Genomic DNA, 15,227 nt, shown 5'->3' on the forward strand with positions numbered 1-15,227 from the left:
TATGAAAGGCGAGGTCAATGAGGGAGAACCCCCTGGTCCTGCACGTTTTGGGTGCTCGTCCCAATTTCGTGAAAGCGGCCCCGGTGGTGCGTGCACTCGGTGAACTCGGCGTACGGCAGGGCATCATCCACACCGGGCAGCACTACGACGCGCTGATGTCGGACGTCTTCTTCGCCGACCTCGGGCTGCCCGAGCCGGTGGCCAACCTGGCGGTGGGCTCCGGCACGCACGCCAGGCAGACCGCGGCCCTGCTCGTGGGCCTGGAGGACGTCTTCGTCGCCCAGGAGCCCGACCTCGTCGTGGTCTACGGCGACGTGAACTCGACGCTGGCCGCGATCCTGGTCGCCGCCAAGCTCGGCATCAGGACCGCGCACGTCGAGGCCGGGCTGCGCTCGTTCGACCGGGGCATGCCCGAGGAGGTCAACCGGGTCGTCACCGACGCGCTGGCCGACCTGCTGTTCGTCACCTCGCCCGAGGCCCTGGCCTACCTGGCGTCGGAGGGCGTTCCGCCCGCGAAGGTGCATCTGGTGGGCAACCCGATGATCGACAGCCTGTTCGCCGCGTTGCCCTCGCTGGACCCGGCGCCCGTGGTGGCGCGGCTGGGCCTGCCGGCCCGGTACGCCGTGGCGACCCTGCACCGCCCGGCCAACGTGGACACGGCCGAGGCCGCCAGGGAGCTGGTCGAGGCCGTGCTGGAGGTGTCGCGGCGGACGCCGGTCGTGGTGCCGGTGCACCCGCGCGGCAAGGCGCGGCTGGCCGAGGCGGGCCTGGTGGACGGTGACACGATCAAGGTCATCGAGCCGCTGGGTTATGTGGACTTCCTCTCACTCGTCCGGGGCGCGGCGCTGGTCGTCACCGACTCCGGCGGTGTGCAGGAGGAGACGACCATGCTGGGTGTCCCCTGCCTGACGCTGCGGCCCAACACCGAGCGGCCGATCACGATCACGCACGGCACGAACCGCCTGGTCACGCCCGCGCTGCTGCCCGCAGCGGCGGAGAAGGCGCTCGCCGACGGGGCCGCCACACCGGCCGGCGAGCTGCCGGCGATGTGGGACGGCAAGGCCGGTCCGCGCATCGCGACGGTGATCGCGGCGTGGCTGAAGGGCGACAACCTCTCCCCTGCTTCCCAGGCCAAACGCCCCGAATAGCGGCTGAATCCGCCGTACTATGACATACCTCCGCTGAGCGATAGGCGTATCACCATGGCCGAAAACCCTGAGCCCCCCGCATTCCAGCGACTGGGTCCCGTCAACTGGCTGCCCGAGGAGCGCAAGCTCGTCGAGCGGTACGAGACCGAGGTCAGGGAGCTGCGGCGGCGACTGGAGATCGCCGAGGCCAAGGCCGCGTACGCCGGCTGGAAGCTGGAGGCCACCCAGGCCAAGCGCACGTTCAAGCTGGGCGAGGCCCTGGGCTCGAAGAGCCCGGGGAAGATCGTCGAGGCGGTCAGGTCGAAGGACAGGGCCCCCAAACCGCCCATGCCGGTCACCGAGGCCGTCGAGCTGGCCAACCACCGGCCCCCGCTGGTCGAGGTGCCCACGGCGAAGTGGCCGCTCGGCCCGGTCAACCGCCCCGACCTCAAGGTCGCGGTGATCCTGGACGACTTCTCCAGGATGGCCTTCAGGTACGAGTGGGACCAGATCGAGTTCGGCCTCAAGGACTGGCCGGAGATCTTCGCCGAGAAGCGCCCCGACCTGCTGTTCTGCGAGTCGGCCTGGCACGGCAACCAGGGCCGCTGGCGCTACCAGATGACCGGCACGAACGCCCCCAAGGACCCGCTGCGCGACCTGGTCGCCTGGTGCCGCTCCGAGGGCATCCCGACGGTCTTCTGGAACAAGGAGGACCCGCCGAACTTCGACTTCTTCATCGACACGGCCAAGCTGTTCGACTACGTGTTCACCTGTGACGGCGACATGGTGCCGAAGTACCGCGAGGTGCTGGGCCACGACCGGGTCGACGTGCTGCAGTTCGCCGCCCAGCCGCGGGTGCACAACCCGATCCAGCAGAAGCAGGGCCGCCTGCACGACGTCGTCTTCGCCGGCATGTACTTCCGCGACAAGCACCCCGAGCGCCGCGAGCAGATGGAGACCGTGCTCGACCCGGTGCGCGAGCTGGGCCTGCACATCTTCGCCCGCAACGGCGAGGTGGACGAGAAGTACGCCTGGCCGGAGAAGTACCGGCCGCACATCGTGGGCGAGCTGCCCTACGACCAGATGCTGGCCGCGTACCGGATGTACAAGGTCTTCCTCAACGTCAACTCGGTGCTCGACTCGCCGACCATGTGCGCCCGCCGCGTCTTCGAGCTGTCCGCGTGCGCGACCCCGGTGGTGACGGGGTGGTCGCGGGCGATCGAGGAGACGTTCGGCGGGCTGATCCCGATCGCGCGGGAGCCGGTCGAGTCGTACAACCAGGTGCTGCACCTGATCAACAGCCCCGAGCTGCGGGCCAGGATGGGCCACCTGGCCATGCGGGAGGTCTTCGACAAGCACCTGTTCTCGCACCGGGTGGACCAGATCCTGCAGAATCTCGGCCACGCCACCGCGCCCCGGTCGCGTTCGATCTCGGTCGTGCTGCCGACCAACCGGGCCGCGCAGATCGAGCACGCGATCTCGTCCGTGGCCCGGCAGCTGCACCGGCCGCTACAGCTGATCATGGTCCTGCACGGGCTGGACATCGACCCGGTGGTCGTGGCCGACAAGGCGCGCATGGCCGGCATCACGGACGTCGTGGTCCTGCCCGCCGCCCCGGAGCTCTCACTCGGCGCCTGCATGAACCTGGGCATCGCCGCCGCCGAGGGCGATCTGATCGCCAAGATGGACGACGACAACCTCTACGGCGAGCACTACCTGTCGGACCTCGTGCGCGCGTTCGACTACTCCGACGCCGAGCTGGTCGGCAAGGGGGCGCACTACGCGTACTTCGAGGGGAGCAACACCACCATGCTCCGCCTGCCCGGCCTGGAGCACCGGTACTCCTTCCTCGTCCAGGGCGGCACGTTCCTCGGCAAGGCGGACATGTTCCGCTCGTACGGCTTCGCGGACATCACGCGGGGGGAGGACACGCACCTGGTACGCCGGCTGAAGGAGGACTCCGTCAAGATCTACTCGGCGGACCGCTTCAACTTCGTCTACTGGCGCAGCGCCGACGCCTCCATGCACACCTGGCAGGCCGACCACATCAAGCTGACCCGCAACGCGCAGTTCTCCTTCGTCGGCCGCCCGGACGACCACGTGCTCATCTGAGACTCAGCGGGTGACGCGGGCCAGGTTCTGGTCGGCGAGGCGGGCGAGCTCGTACAGGCCGGCGGCCTTCACCTTCTGGCCGACGACGAGCATGCTCATGATCAGGTGGGCCCGCCTGATCACGACCGACCCGATCTGGGCGCGCTTGTCGCCGCCGGAGGCCGTCGTCAGGTACGCCCGCGACTCGTCGCCCTTGGCCGGCATGGCCAGCTTCTCGGTGCGGTAGGTCACGTCCGCGCCCTCGACGGTCGCCTTGTACAGGGCGCACTGCGGCGGCAGCGGCGCGGGCATCGACGCCTCCGGCATCGACACGACGGCCTGCGTGATCGAGCCGCGCGCGGCGGAGAAGGCGATCACGGCGGCGGGCGCGCGGGCGACCTCCGGCTTGGCCGCGTCGAGCTGGGCGGCCCCGGCGCACTCCGGACGTTCCAGCTTGGCCTGCTGGATGGCGGCCAGCCCCTCCTGGGTGGACTTGAGCGAGCCGAACGCCCCCATCTCCGGCCCGTACGCGATGCGCATGCCCTTGGGCACGGGCAGCAGGGCGGATCGCAACCTGGCGGCCTCCACCGCCGAGGAGGACGCGGAGGGCTGCGCCGACCCGGCGGCCTGGTCACCGGCCTCGCCGGAGGAACATCCGGCGAGGACCATCATGCTCAGACATACCCCCGAAATAGCCTTAAGCACGAATTCTCCCCTTGCTCTAGCGGCTTTTTGGAAAACGCTAGAGGAGGCGGCGAGTAAGGAGCCGAGTAACGTCGCTATTCGCGGGATTCAGCGGGTTCGCGAGGGATTTCGGGTTCGCTGCCGTTCCCGCTTCGTCCGTGAGGTTCGGCGCCGTTCCGAGGTTCGGCGCCGTTCCGGCCTCCGCCGTCGAGCAGCGCCCTGGCCAGGCCGAGCCCGGTGCCGCCGAGCGTGAGCGCCTTGGCCAGAAGCTCCTCCACGCCCTGGGCGCCGTTCAGCACGACCATGTGGTCCACGTTCCCGAACGCCTTCGCGCCCGCCTCGACGACCTCCGGCCAGCGTTCGGCGAGCTGCTGGGCGATGACCGCCTCCTGGTTCTCCTTCAGCGCCTCGGCCCGCGCCCTGATCGCCTCGGCCTCCGCCAGGCCCAGCGCCCTGGCCGCCTGCGCCTCGGCCAGCCCGCGCGCCTGGGCGGCCTGGGCCTCCGCCTCACCGGCGATCTTGGTGGCCGCACCGGCCGCCTCGCCGCGCAGCCGTACGGACTCGGCCTCGGCCGCGGCGGCCAGCTTGACCTGGCTCGCCTGGGCGCCGGCGCGCAGCTCGGTCTCCTGGGCCTCGGCCTGGGCCTGGGCGATCCGGGCGTCCCGGTCGGCCTGCGCCAGCGTGACGGTCTCGTACGCCTTGGCGTCGGCGGGCTTGCGCACCTGCGACTGGAGCCGCTGCTCGGCGAGCTGGGCCTCCAGCTCGGCGGCCCTGGTCTCCTGGACGACGACCTCCTGCCGGGCACTGGCCTCCGACAGCGGCCCCGACTGCCGGGCCGTGGCCTGGGCCCGGTCGATCTCGGCCTGGTAGGCGGCCCGCTTGATCTGCGCGTCACGCTGGGCCGCGGCCTTGTTCGCCTCGGCGATCTGCTCGGCCTCCGTGGCCTCCTGGTCGCGCTGGGCCTGGGCGATGCGGGCGACGGCGGCGACCCTGGCGGCGTGCGGCTTGCCGAGGTTGGCGATGTAGCCGGTCTCGTCGTCGATCTCCTGGATCTGCAGCGAGTCGACGATCAGCCCGAGCTTGCTCATCTCGTCGGCGGCCGAGGCCCTGGTCTCGCTGGTCAGGCGTTCGCGGTTGAGTATCAGGTCCTCGATGGTGAGGTTGCCGATGATCGAGCGCAGGTGCCCGGTGAACAGCTCGTGGATCGCGCTGGTCATGAAGTCCTGCTGGTCGAGGAAGCGGCGGGCGGCGTTGGCGATCGAGGACAGGTCGTCGCCGACCTTGTAGATGACCACGCCGCGGATGTGCACGGGGATGCCCTGCTGGGTGACGCAGGAGACCTGGAGGTTGGCGGCCCTGGTGTCCAGGCGCAGCCGCCGGGCGGCCTGGAAGCCGGGGAGCACGGCCGCGCCCTTCCCTGTGATGATCTTGAAGCCGAGGCTGTCGACGCCCTCGCCGCGCCGACGCGCCCCGAGGCCGGAGATGATCAGCGCCTCGTTGGGCTCGGCGACCCGCCAGACGGCTTTGAACAGCAGGATCACGATGACGACCGCGACGACCACGGCTGCGGCGACGATGAAGACCTCGGGGGACATCGGCCCTCCCTAGACGAGTGCTCTGGCCACGTAAACCGTCCGCGGGGGGAAGTACTCCACCACGACGACGATGGTTCCGAGGCCGAACTCCTCGTCGGGCACGCTGGGATGGGCGTAGAAGGCCTCCACCCCGCCCCTGACCGGGACCATGACCTCGCCGACGAGCCCAGGGCCGATCTTTCCGGTGACCCTGCCCTGCTTGCCGACCACCGCGCTCCCCCCGCTCACTTCTCTTCCGGACGCTACTCCAAATGGGCATTCGCGGTAATAGGCCACGCAAAATGTTTCTCGAACCGCTGCGCGCCCCTGTGGGGCTTTTGGCCGAAGTGCCGATGATCGCCCTCATGAGCATGAATCCGCGCGACCTCGGGATGGATGTGCCCATTTCCCGCCGGGACTTGTTCGACGGGATAACGGTGAGCGCTCTGGGATGCTCGGCGGCGAAAGCCGTTGTCAATGTGACGGAGCCGGCCGGCGGGCTGCGCGGGGACACCGCTCAGGCGGTCGCCGTGCCGCACGCCCTGCGCGACGGCCGTTTCTGGCGGCACGCGGGCCCGCCCGAGCCCACCGGCGAGAGCTACGACCTCGTGGTGGTGGGCGGCGGTCGCAGCGGCCTCAGCGCGGCCGAGGAGTGGCTGCGCGGGCGTCCGGGGGCCCGCGTGCTCGTGCTGGACAATCGCGACCCCGGTGAGCACGGCGGCCCGGCGGGGTTCGACGCGCGCCCGGCCGTACGGGTGATGTGCGACAGGGAGAGCTTCGGGGCCGACACCCTGGTCCCGGCCGGCCGGCTGGAGGACCTGCCGCTGCCCGCGCGGGCCGTCGGCGACCTGCGCAGGTTGCGCGACGACCCGCCCGACTGGTTCCCCGGCCTGTCGCAGGAGGACAAGCAGGAGCGCCTGGCCGGGCTGACCTACTCCCGGTTCCTGCTGGAGGTCTGCGGCGCGCACCCCGACGCGGAACGCTTCTGCCGGACGCTGCCGTGCGCCGAGCGGGCCTACGACGGCCGGGCGCTCGGCGCGGTGGACGCCTGGGCCGCCGGATATCCGGGGTTCGGCGGCCTCGGGCTCGACAAGCCCTCGCGGTACGCCTCGGCCGCCGGGCCCCTGACCGGGAGCCTCAGGGCCGGGCGGGCGTCGCTGCGGCCGTCCAGCCCGGTGGTGTCGGTGCGGCACGGGGACGCGTCCGTGGTCGTCGCCTACTTCGACGGGCATCGGCTCAGGACCGTCGGCGCCGAGTCGGTGATCATGGCCTGCTGGAGCGCGGTCGTGCCGCACCTCGTGCCCGACCTGCCCGAGCAGCAGCGGCGGGCGTTGGGCCAGGCGGCCCGGCTGCCGGTCCTGGAGGCGACCGTACGGCTGCGCGGCGGACGGGCGCCGACCGGCCGCACCCGGTGGACGGGCGCGTTCTGGTGCCTGAGCGAGCCCGCTCCCGAAGGGCTGCGCCTGCTGGCCACGCCCTGCCTGTCGGAGCTGGGACCCGTCGCGGGGGCGGCTGCGGGCAGGCGGGAGATGATGGCGACGCCGTACGACCGGCTGGCGGACGGCGTGCGCGACCAGGTGACGCGGCTGCTGGGCCCCCGGACGGGCATCGAGGCGATCACCGTCCACCGCTGGGGGCACGGGCGGCCGGTGGCGTACTGCCGGCCCTGGCACCCCTTCCACCCCGACGGCCCCTACCCCGCCGACGTCGCCCGCAGGCGGTTCGGGCGGATCGCCATCGCCGGGTCGGACACCGAACCGGCGGCCGGCGCCGACGCGGCGGTGGTGGCCGCGCGCAGGGCCGTGCGGGAACTCACCGCGTGAGGCCCTGGCTGCGGGTCTTCCTGGGCGGCCTGGTCCTGTGGGCAGCCACGGTCGCCGTCACGGCCTGGACGGCCAACTCCAACCTCGTGCCGACCGTCGTGCTGTTCGGCAGCTTCCTGATCCCGGTGACGTTCGTGGTGTGGGCGCACGGGCGCGACCGCTCGCCGGTGGTCACGGTCGAGCTGCAGTTCAGGGCGTTCGTGGTCGGCGGCGTGCTCGGGGTGCTCGGCGCGTCGCTGCTGGAGAGCTGGCTGATCAGGCCCTCGCTCCTCATGTACGCGCTGGTCGGCCTCATCGAGGAGGGCGTGAAGCTGGCCGCGCTGATGTACGTCACCCGGCACGCGGTCCGGCGCTCGGCCAAGGACGGCGTGGTGCTCGGCGCGACGGTCGGCTTCGGCTTCGCCGCCTTCGAGAGCTCCGGCTACGCCTTCAACGCCCTGTTCACCGCCGACGGCCTGTCGCTGGCGCAGCTCGTCGAGACCGAGATCCTGAGGGGCATCCTGGCCCCCGTGGGCCACGGCCTGTGGACCGCGATACTCGGCGGCGTGCTGTTCGCCGCCCACGGACGCCTCACCGGGCACGTCGTGTGGTGCTACCTCGGCGTCTCGCTGCTGCACGCGCTCTGGGACTCGATGAGCGCCATCGCCATCGCGATCACGCTGGTCCTGACCGGGCGGGCCTGGCAGTTCGAGCTGCTGCGGATCGGCCGGGTCCCGCACGTGAGCGAGTGGCAGGTGCACGTGTACACGCTGGTGAACTGGGCCGGGCTCATCGTGATCTCGCTGGTCGCGCTGGTCTGGCTCTGGCGGGTGCTGCACGCGGCCCGCCGGGAGACCGAGATCAGGCCCCAATAATCACGGTAATCATCCTGTTCCTCCCACTGCGCCGGAACCATAAACGGTGCTAGTCTCCTGTGCGATCTTCCGGAGGTGTATTTACACAAGGTGTGGAAATGCCCCCGACTCGAGGTTGGGACATGGGCTCGCGAAACCGGTCAATTCGGTTCAAGATCTTTTTATTGCTGCTGCTACCCCTCCTGTCTCTCAGTGCGCTGTGGGGTTTCGTCCTCAACCTGACCATGGGCGACGCACAGTCACTCCTCCGGGCCGACACGCTCTACGAGACGCTCGGCGTCACCTCCACCGACCTGGGCGTACAGCTCCAGGCCGAACGGGTGCGCTCCGCGGAGGCGCTCACCACCCGTGAACTCACCGAGGACCTGGGCGCGCAGCGGGCCCGCACCGACAGCGCGGCGGCCGACTTCGAGGAGGCCGTCACCGAGGCGGGCGACGCGATCGGCGACGACCTCCGGATACCGCTCGAAGCCCTGACCTCCCACCTCGACCGGCTCAGCTCCATCCGCGCCGACATCGACGGCGGCCTCAGCTCCCGCCTGGCCGGCCTGGACGCCTACAACCAGGTGCTCGACACCGTCTTCTCGCTCTACGACCACCTGATCTCCGTCTCCGACCTCAGCGTCTTCCAGCAGGCCTCCTCGTTGCAGGCCATGGGCGGCGCCAGGGAGTACATCGCCAGGGAGCACGCCCTCATCGTCGGCGCCCTGGTGGACAGGCGGCTGACCGAGCCCGAGCGGTCGGCCTTCACCGAGTACGCCGCCTCCAGGAAGTTCCTGCACGCCCGCGGCCTGGCCGGGCTCGACGTGCCGCTGCGCAGGCCGTACGAGCAGGCGTTCGCGTCCCAGCCGTTCCTCACGTTCGCCTCGATGGAGGCCAGGGTCGTCAAGACCGGGACGCCGCCCGCCGACGCCGAGGCGTGGAAGAGCGCGGTGGACCGGCTCACCACCGAATTGGACCGCGACAGCGCGGCCGCCGCCAAGGCGCTGGCCGCCCGGACCGCGAAGGGCGCGACCGGCACGATCGTCAAGATCGCCGTCGCGGGCGGCCTCGGGTTGATAGCGGTGCTCGCGTCGATCATCATCTCTGTACGCTTCGGTCGGCGCCTGGCGGGCGAGCTCTACGGGCTGCGCACCGCCGCGATCGAGCTGGCGGAGGTGCGCCTGCCCGACGTCGTGGACAGGCTGCGCAAGGGCGAGGACGTTGACGTGCGGAAGGAGGCCAGGGCCATCAGGGTGAGCGGATCGGCGGAGATCACCGACGTGGGCAGGGCCTTCGCCTCCGTGCAGCGCACGGCGGTGACGGCGGCCGTCGGGCAGGCCGCGCTGCGCCGCGGGGTCGGCCAGGTCTTCCTCAACCTCGCCAGGCGCAAGCAGGGCCTGCTGCACCGGCAGCTCGGGCTGCTCGACGGCATGCAGCGCCGCACGCACGACCCCGACCGGCTGGAGGAGCTCTTCCGCCTCGACCACCTGACCACCCGCATGCGTCGGCACGCCGAGAGCCTGATGATCCTGTCCGGGTCGGCCCCCGCGCGGGCCTGGCGCAGACCGGTGCCCGTGATCGACATCGTCCGGGCCGCGGTCGCCGAGGTCGAGGATTACACGAGGGTCAACGTCGAGGCCATGCCGGACGGCGCTGTCGACGGCGGGTCCGCGGCCGACCTCACGCACCTCGTGGCCGAACTGGTCGAGAACGCCACCATCTACTCACCGCCGGACACCGTGGTCCAGATCCGCGGCGACCTGGTCAGCAACGGCTACGCCATCGAGATCGAGGACAAGGGGCTCGGGCTGTCGGCGGTCGAGTACGCCGCGACCAACAAGCTGCTGGCCGCGCCGCCCGAGTTCGACCTGGCCGACAGCGACCGGCTCGGCCTGTTCGTGGTGGCCAGGCTGGCCGAACGCCACGGCGTCAAGGTCCAGCTCCGCCGCTCGCCCTACGGCGGCACCGCGGCCATCGTGCTCGTCCCCCGCTCGCTGGTGACCGAGCCGGCCGCGCTGACCGCGGGCGGCGGCGACGACCGGCCGCAGGAGCTGCCGAGCCGTACGAAGAAGGCGCTCGCGGTGGTCACCTCGGGCACCCACGCCGGACTGCCCAGGCGCGTGCGCCAGGCGAACCTGGCGCCGCAGCTCAAGGACGAACCGCCGGAGCCGGAGCCGCAGACCGAACGCTCTCCCGACGAGGTACGCGACCTGTTCTCCGCGTTCCAACGGGGAACCCAACGTGCCCGAGAAGAAGCCTCTGAGGAGGAGCCCATGAGCAAGGGGGACGCATGACTGCGCAAACCACCAACACCGGTGAGCTGAACTGGCTGCTCGACGACCTGGCAACCAGGGTCGCCGCCGTCCGCCAGGCGGTCATCCTTTCCACCGACGGCCTGGCCGTCGGGTACTCCAAGGGATTGACCCGCGAGGACGCCGAGCACCTGTCGGCCGTGGCTGCGGGCTTCCAGAGCCTGGCCCGGGGCACCGGACGCCATTTCGGCGGCGGCGACGTGCGCCAGACCATCGTGGAGATGGAGAGCGCGTTCCTGTTCGTCACCGCGGCCGGACAGGGCACCTGCCTGGCCGTGATCGCGGAGGCGAACGTCGACGTCGGGCACATCGCGTACGAGATGGCGATGCTGGTCAAGCGGGTGGGCCAGCACATCACCACCAACCCGCGCGCGGGAACGGCATGACCGACGCCCCTCGCTGGTACGACGAGGAGGCCGGGCCCGTCGTCCGGCCCTTCGCCCTCATCCGGGGCCGGACGCGTTCGTCGGGCGACGCCTTCGACCTCGTCTCGACCGTGCGCGCGCTCGCCGACCAGGCGGACGACCTCGGTCCGGAACAGCAGCTCATCCTGCGGGCGGCGCGGAGCCCGATCTCCGTGGCCGACCTGGCCGTCGAGCTCGACCTGCCCGTAGGCGTCGTCCGGGTGCTGCTCGGCGACATGCGTGACCACGGCCTCATCTCGGTGACGTCGCCCTCGGCAACGGGGTCGCGTTCCAATGAGCGCATTCTCAAGGAAGTGATCAATGGACTCCGTGCTCTCTGAGGACCCCGTCGCGCTGAAGATCCTCATCGCGGGCGGGTTCGGCGTCGGCAAGACCACCCTGGTCGGGTCGATCAGCGAGATCAAGCCGCTGCGCACGGAAGAGGTGCTCTCCGACCGCGGGATCGGGGTCGACGACCTCGACGGCGTGGAGGGCAAGACGACCACCACCGTGGCGATGGACTTCGGCCGCATCACGATCCGCGACGGACTGGTCGTCTACCTGTTCGGCACGCCCGGCCAGGAACGGTTCTGGTTCATGTGGGACGAGCTGTCCTACGGCGCGCTGGGCGCGGTCGTGATCGCCGACACCCGGCGGCTGACCGACTGCTTCCCGTCGGTGGACTACTTCGAGCAGCGCGGCACGCCGTTCGTCGTCGCCGTCAACTGCTTCGAGGGCACCGCCCAGCACAGCGTGGACGACGTGCGCATCGCGCTGGACCTCGACGACGACGTCCCCGTGATGCTGTGCGACGTGCGGCGCAGGGCCTCGGCCAAGGAAGTGATGATCACCCTGGTCGAGCACTCCCTGCGGACGCTCACCGCCGCGAACTAGCGCGCGGCCCGTCGCCGGGCTACAGCGCGCGCAGCCCGTTGATCACCTCGCGGAGCAGGCTCTCCGTCGGGGTGGCGGTCTTGTCGCGCGGCGGGCGCACGTCGATCAGGTCGTACTCCAGCAGGTCGCCGAGCAGCACGCGGATCACGCCCACGGGCAGCCCGAGCTCCGAGGCGACCTCGGCGACCGGCCTGGACCGGCCGGACAGGCAGCCCATCAGCCGCCGGTGCTGGCCGCTCAGCTCGGCCTTGGCCGGCGCGGGCCGTCCCGTCGAGACGACGGTCGCCAGCAGATCGAGGGCCGGGGACGAGGGCCTGGTGCGCCCCCGCGCCACGGCGTACGGCCGGACGACGGGCCCGGCCTCCTCGTCAACCCACTCGTGCTCGCGGCTCACGGTCGGGAACCCCCATCCTGGTCGCTGTCCTGCCGCCCCCGCTGCCATCCGGACTGGAGTGAGGAGAGCAGCGCCCTGGCCTCCTCAGGGGAACGCTCCTCCGCCACGGGAACCGGGGACGCCGGCACGGGAGAGGGCGCCTGCCTGAGCCGCTGCCGCTGCGGCAGGTTCGTCTGCCGTTCGCGGCGTGGCAGCTCGGGATCCTCGACCGCGGCGGGTCCCGCGCGCTTGCTGGTACGGACCCGGCGCGGCAGCTCGCCCGGCCCGGTCATCTCCCCCGCGTCCATCGGCCGGTCGGCCCGGAGGACGGAGACGGGCTCGAACTCCAGCGGGCGCGCCGGGGTCGTCATGGGCTCGACCAGCGATCCCGGCACGAGCACGATGGCGGTCGTGCCGCCGTACGGGGACAGCTTGAGCGTCACCTTGATGCCGTGCCTGGCGGCCAGCATGCCGACCACCGCGAACCCCAGCCGCTCGGTCTGCGCGGGGTCGAACTCGGGCGGGCTGGCCAGCCGGTCGTTGATGACCCTGCGGGTCTCCTCGTCCATGCCGAGGCCGCGGTCCTCGATCTCGACCGCGAAGCCCCTGCCGACCATCTCACCGCGCACCGAGACCTCGTTGGCGGGCGAGGAGAACGACGTCGCGTTCTCGATCAGCTCGGCGAACAGGTGCATGAGGTCGGCCACGGCCGAGCCGGACACGCCGCACTCGGGCATCGGGTAGACGCGGACCCGGGTGTACTCCTCGACCTGGGCGGCGGCGCCGCTCAGCACGTCCTCGACCGGGATGACGCCGCGCCACCTGCGGCCCGCCGTGCCGCCCGAGAGCAGCACCAGGCCCTCGGCGTGGCGGCGCATGCGGGTGGTCAGGTGGTCGAGCCGGAACAGGCGCTCCAGGGCCTCGGGCTCCTCGGTCTGGCGCTGCATCTCGTCCAGCATCCGGAGCTGGCGCTGGAGCAGCGACTGGCTGCGCCTGGCCAGGTTCCGCAGCGCCTCGGCCACGCCCTCGCGCAGCCTGGCCTGCTCGACGGCGGCGTCCACGGCGGTGCTCTGTACGCTGTCGAAGGCCGCGGCGAGGTCGGCGACCTCGCTGGTGGCGTCGCCGCCGACCTTGATGGGCGGCGCCTCGGACTCGATGTCCACCCGCTCGCCGGTACGCAGCTTCGCCACCACGTCGGGGAGCCTGACCTCGGCCAGGTCCAGCGCCGTACGGCGGAGCGTGGCCAGCTCCCTGGTGATCCTGCGGCCCACCCGGACGGAGATGAAGATCGAGAAGGCCACCGCGATGAGCCCCAGCGCGCCCGCGATCGCGGCCCTGACCACGATGACCACGCCGGCCGGCTGCATCCGGTTCAGCAGCTTCTCACCGGTGCCCCAGACGGCCTCGCTGTAGTCCTTGAGCACCTGGTCGGCGATGCCGCGCCACAGGTCCATGTCCGCCGGCTGGCCCGCGACGAAGCTCCGCAGCAGGCTCTCCATGGTGATGTACCTGGAGGAGTAGAACAGCTTCTCGAACGGCGCCCGCAGCTCGGTGTCGAGGTTGGCCAGCGCCTTCGGGAACAGGAACGTGCGGGTGCCGTCGATGCCGGCCAGCAGGTGCACGTCGTGCATCGAGGGACGGCCGTTGGAGCCGACGAGCAGGGCGTTCTCGCGGCTGAGCAGCTCGCGCACCTCGTCTGCCGCGATCAGGCCGTGGGCCTGGAGGGAGAGTTCGAGGTCGGTGCTGACGGTCAGCCTGGAGTACAGCAGGTGGACCTCGTCGGAGACCTTGGCGTACTCGGTGACCAAGTTGCCGGGGGTGAGCCGGCGCTCGTCGACCTTGCGTCTGACCTCGGGGAGCCGGTCCACGGTCTCCAGCACGACCTGGAACTGCTTCTTCATGTCCTCGGTCATGGCCGACTGGACGTCCTCCGCCAGGCCCTGCTCGCGCAGGGTCTTCCTGCTGGCGTCCACCTTGGCGCGGGCCTTGGACAGGGCCGCCTGCTCGGTCGCCGTGCCCGCGACGCGTTCGGCGGAGGCCAGGCGTTCGGTCTGGAGGCTGGAGACCAGGTCGTCGGCGTTGTTGATCACGCTCCCCCAGATCGCATCGATCTTGAAGAGGTTCAGCGCCTCACCCGTGGTCGTGCTCGCGGCGAAGCCCCAGAGCGCGACCAGGGAGATCAAGGGGATGACGAGCAGCGTCGAGATCTTGAATCGGATGGATCTGCCCGATGCCATGACACCTGCTCCCGCATAGAAGATCGCGGGAGAGAATAGCATCGAAACAGACGGGATTAAGATCGACTAGCGATAAATCTGTGATATGTCGGGAAATTTGCGTCTACAGGGTGCTTCGGGGCGCGGGGCGGGGCCCACGTGAGCCACAGCGCCCACGCCGCCAGCAGGCCGAGCAACGACACCTCGGCGCCCAGCAGCAGCCGCTCGACCAGCCCGATCATGACCCGCTCCCCCGGCAGGGCCACGTACGTGATCGCCAGCAGCCCGAACCCGCCCGCCAGGGCCACCCACTCCACGGCCCGCGCGACGGGCTTCCAGTGGACGTCCGCGGTCAGCCTGGGCACCAGCAGGGCCCCGGCGGCCGGGAGGCTCACGAACGCGGCGATCGACACGTACCGGTGAACCTGGGCCGCGAGGTCGAGATCGAGGCCGAGGGGGACGGTCGGGATGACCGCCGCCACGACCAGCGCCGCCGACCACACGATGAGCAACTTCTCCGGCAACCCCCGGATCGGCGCCCCCATCCTCCTCAGCGCGGCCAGCAGCGCGAGCGACCCGATCCCGAGCACCGCCATCGCGACCTCCGTGACGCCCCCGCGGTCGGTCACGGCGTACTCGCTGATGGTCACGTTCATGGGGTCGAGGTAGGGGTCGGGCCCGAAGTGACCGACCAGGATCGCGACCACCGAGAACACGATCGATGCACAGGCGATCAGGGGGTAGAGCCTCGCCGGGGTCATGAGGGCCCTCAGGCTCACGCTCCAGGGCGCTCTCGCGACTCTCACTCTGCTGTTCGGCACTGCGGTCATGTGCCCAACTCTCCCGCGCCCAGGCATGGCGGCACATCAGGCGCCGCCCCCGACCCGTCCCTG

14 protein-coding genes are annotated in these 15,227 nt (G+C 71.0%); 8 read left to right on the forward strand and 6 right to left on the reverse strand.

The genetic code is table 11. From position 1 onward, the window contains the following. Positions 1-17 precede the first annotated feature (17 nt). Together wecB and AB0J97_RS01340 are read left to right on the forward strand one after the other, a co-directional pair. Complete coding sequence (gene wecB, locus AB0J97_RS01335) at positions 18-1,148, forward strand: UDP-N-acetylglucosamine 2-epimerase (non-hydrolyzing) (protein ID WP_364083051.1); 1,131 nt, start codon at positions 18-20, stop codon at positions 1,146-1,148. 54 nt (positions 1,149-1,202) lie between these two features. Continuing rightward, complete coding sequence (locus AB0J97_RS01340) at positions 1,203-3,239, forward strand: glycosyltransferase (RefSeq protein WP_357692847.1); 2,037 nt, start codon at positions 1,203-1,205, stop codon at positions 3,237-3,239. Between the two features lie 3 nt (positions 3,240-3,242). Here the strand turns inward: AB0J97_RS01340 and AB0J97_RS01345 are convergent, their stop codons facing one another. From AB0J97_RS01345 to AB0J97_RS01355, 3 genes are all read right to left on the reverse strand, one after another. Beyond that, entirely contained in the window at positions 3,243-3,890 is a 648-nt protein-coding gene (locus AB0J97_RS01345) for a hypothetical protein (RefSeq protein WP_364083054.1), read from the reverse strand. 107 nt (positions 3,891-3,997) lie between these two features. Continuing rightward, positions 3,998-5,497 carry an SPFH domain-containing protein gene (locus AB0J97_RS01350; protein ID WP_357692851.1) on the reverse strand — a complete coding sequence of 500 codons (1,500 nt, stop codon included), beginning with the start codon at positions 5,495-5,497 and terminating at the stop codon, positions 3,998-4,000. A 9-nt stretch (positions 5,498-5,506) separates the two neighbouring features. Next, a complete protein-coding gene (locus tag AB0J97_RS01355; RefSeq protein ID WP_357692853.1) occupies positions 5,507-5,725 on the reverse strand; it encodes a hypothetical protein in 219 nt (72 codons plus the stop codon). Between the two features lie 230 nt (positions 5,726-5,955). Between AB0J97_RS01355 and AB0J97_RS01360 the strand changes: the two genes are divergently transcribed. The 6 genes from AB0J97_RS01360 to AB0J97_RS01385 all read left to right on the forward strand — a co-directional run bounded on the left by AB0J97_RS01360 (position 5,956) and on the right by AB0J97_RS01385 (position 11,745). Continuing rightward, on the forward strand, positions 5,956-7,299 hold the full coding sequence (locus AB0J97_RS01360; RefSeq protein WP_364083058.1) for a hypothetical protein: 1,344 nt from the start codon (positions 5,956-5,958) through the stop codon (positions 7,297-7,299). Beyond that, a complete protein-coding gene (locus tag AB0J97_RS01365; RefSeq protein ID WP_364083061.1) occupies positions 7,296-8,153 on the forward strand; it encodes a PrsW family glutamic-type intramembrane protease in 858 nt (285 codons plus the stop codon). The genes AB0J97_RS01360 and AB0J97_RS01365 overlap by 4 nt, the downstream gene beginning before the upstream one ends. Before the next feature lie 164 nt (positions 8,154-8,317). After that, positions 8,318-10,429 (forward strand): nitrate- and nitrite sensing domain-containing protein, encoded by a 2,112-nt coding sequence (locus tag AB0J97_RS01370; RefSeq protein WP_364083064.1) that lies wholly within the window; start codon positions 8,318-8,320, stop codon positions 10,427-10,429. Next, entirely contained in the window at positions 10,426-10,833 is a 408-nt protein-coding gene (locus tag AB0J97_RS01375) for a roadblock/LC7 domain-containing protein (protein WP_357692861.1), read from the forward strand. Before AB0J97_RS01370 ends, AB0J97_RS01375 begins: the two co-directional genes overlap by 4 nt. Then, a complete protein-coding gene (locus tag AB0J97_RS01380) occupies positions 10,830-11,192 on the forward strand; it encodes a DUF742 domain-containing protein (RefSeq protein WP_364083067.1) in 363 nt (120 codons plus the stop codon). Before AB0J97_RS01375 ends, AB0J97_RS01380 begins: the two co-directional genes overlap by 4 nt. Next, positions 11,173-11,745 carry an ATP/GTP-binding protein gene (locus AB0J97_RS01385; protein ID WP_357692865.1) on the forward strand — a complete coding sequence of 191 codons (573 nt, stop codon included), beginning with the start codon at positions 11,173-11,175 and terminating at the stop codon, positions 11,743-11,745. Before AB0J97_RS01380 ends, AB0J97_RS01385 begins: the two co-directional genes overlap by 20 nt. Before the next feature lie 19 nt (positions 11,746-11,764). Here AB0J97_RS01385 and AB0J97_RS01390 read toward each other — a convergent pair whose 3' ends face one another. The 3 genes from AB0J97_RS01390 to AB0J97_RS01400 are packed head-to-tail and all read right to left on the reverse strand — an operon-like array spanning position 11,765 to position 15,095. Continuing rightward, positions 11,765-12,139, reverse strand: a complete 375-nt coding sequence (locus AB0J97_RS01390) for a DUF742 domain-containing protein (protein WP_357692867.1) — start codon at positions 12,137-12,139, stop codon at positions 11,765-11,767. Further along, the gene (locus AB0J97_RS01395) at positions 12,136-14,355 is read right to left on the reverse strand and encodes a nitrate- and nitrite sensing domain-containing protein (RefSeq protein WP_364083071.1); all 2,220 of its coding nucleotides are present in this window, start codon (positions 14,353-14,355) and stop codon (positions 12,136-12,138) included. Before AB0J97_RS01395 ends, AB0J97_RS01390 begins: the two co-directional genes overlap by 4 nt. A 56-nt stretch (positions 14,356-14,411) precedes the next feature. Then, a complete protein-coding gene (locus AB0J97_RS01400; RefSeq protein ID WP_364083074.1) occupies positions 14,412-15,095 on the reverse strand; it encodes a DUF998 domain-containing protein in 684 nt (227 codons plus the stop codon). Positions 15,096-15,227: the final 132 nt, after the last annotated feature.

It is taken from the genome of Nonomuraea sp. NPDC049607, from assembly GCF_040675375.1.
Taxonomy (GTDB): domain Bacteria; phylum Actinomycetota; class Actinomycetes; order Streptosporangiales; family Streptosporangiaceae; genus Nonomuraea.

What these genes read in the sequence shown, in the direction of transcription:
- wecB (WP_364083051.1), top strand. Translation starts at nt 18, where the DNA reads ATGAGGGAGAACCCCCTGGTCCTGCACGTTTTGGGTGCTCGTCCCAAT.
- AB0J97_RS01340 (WP_357692847.1), top strand. Translation starts at nt 1,203, where the DNA reads ATGGCCGAAAACCCTGAGCCCCCCGCATTCCAGCGACTGGGTCCCGTC.
- AB0J97_RS01345 (WP_364083054.1), bottom strand. Translation starts at nt 3,890, where the DNA reads ATGATGGTCCTCGCCGGATGTTCCTCCGGCGAGGCCGGTGACCAGGCC.
- AB0J97_RS01350 (WP_357692851.1), bottom strand. Translation starts at nt 5,497, where the DNA reads ATGTCCCCCGAGGTCTTCATCGTCGCCGCAGCCGTGGTCGTCGCGGTC.
- AB0J97_RS01375 (WP_357692861.1), top strand. Translation starts at nt 10,426, where the DNA reads ATGACTGCGCAAACCACCAACACCGGTGAGCTGAACTGGCTGCTCGAC.
- AB0J97_RS01380 (WP_364083067.1), top strand. Translation starts at nt 10,830, where the DNA reads ATGACCGACGCCCCTCGCTGGTACGACGAGGAGGCCGGGCCCGTCGTC.
- AB0J97_RS01385 (WP_357692865.1), top strand. Translation starts at nt 11,173, where the DNA reads ATGGACTCCGTGCTCTCTGAGGACCCCGTCGCGCTGAAGATCCTCATC.
- AB0J97_RS01395 (WP_364083071.1), bottom strand. Translation starts at nt 14,355, where the DNA reads ATGGCATCGGGCAGATCCATCCGATTCAAGATCTCGACGCTGCTCGTC.
- AB0J97_RS01400 (WP_364083074.1), bottom strand. Translation starts at nt 15,095, where the DNA reads ATGACCCCGGCGAGGCTCTACCCCCTGATCGCCTGTGCATCGATCGTG.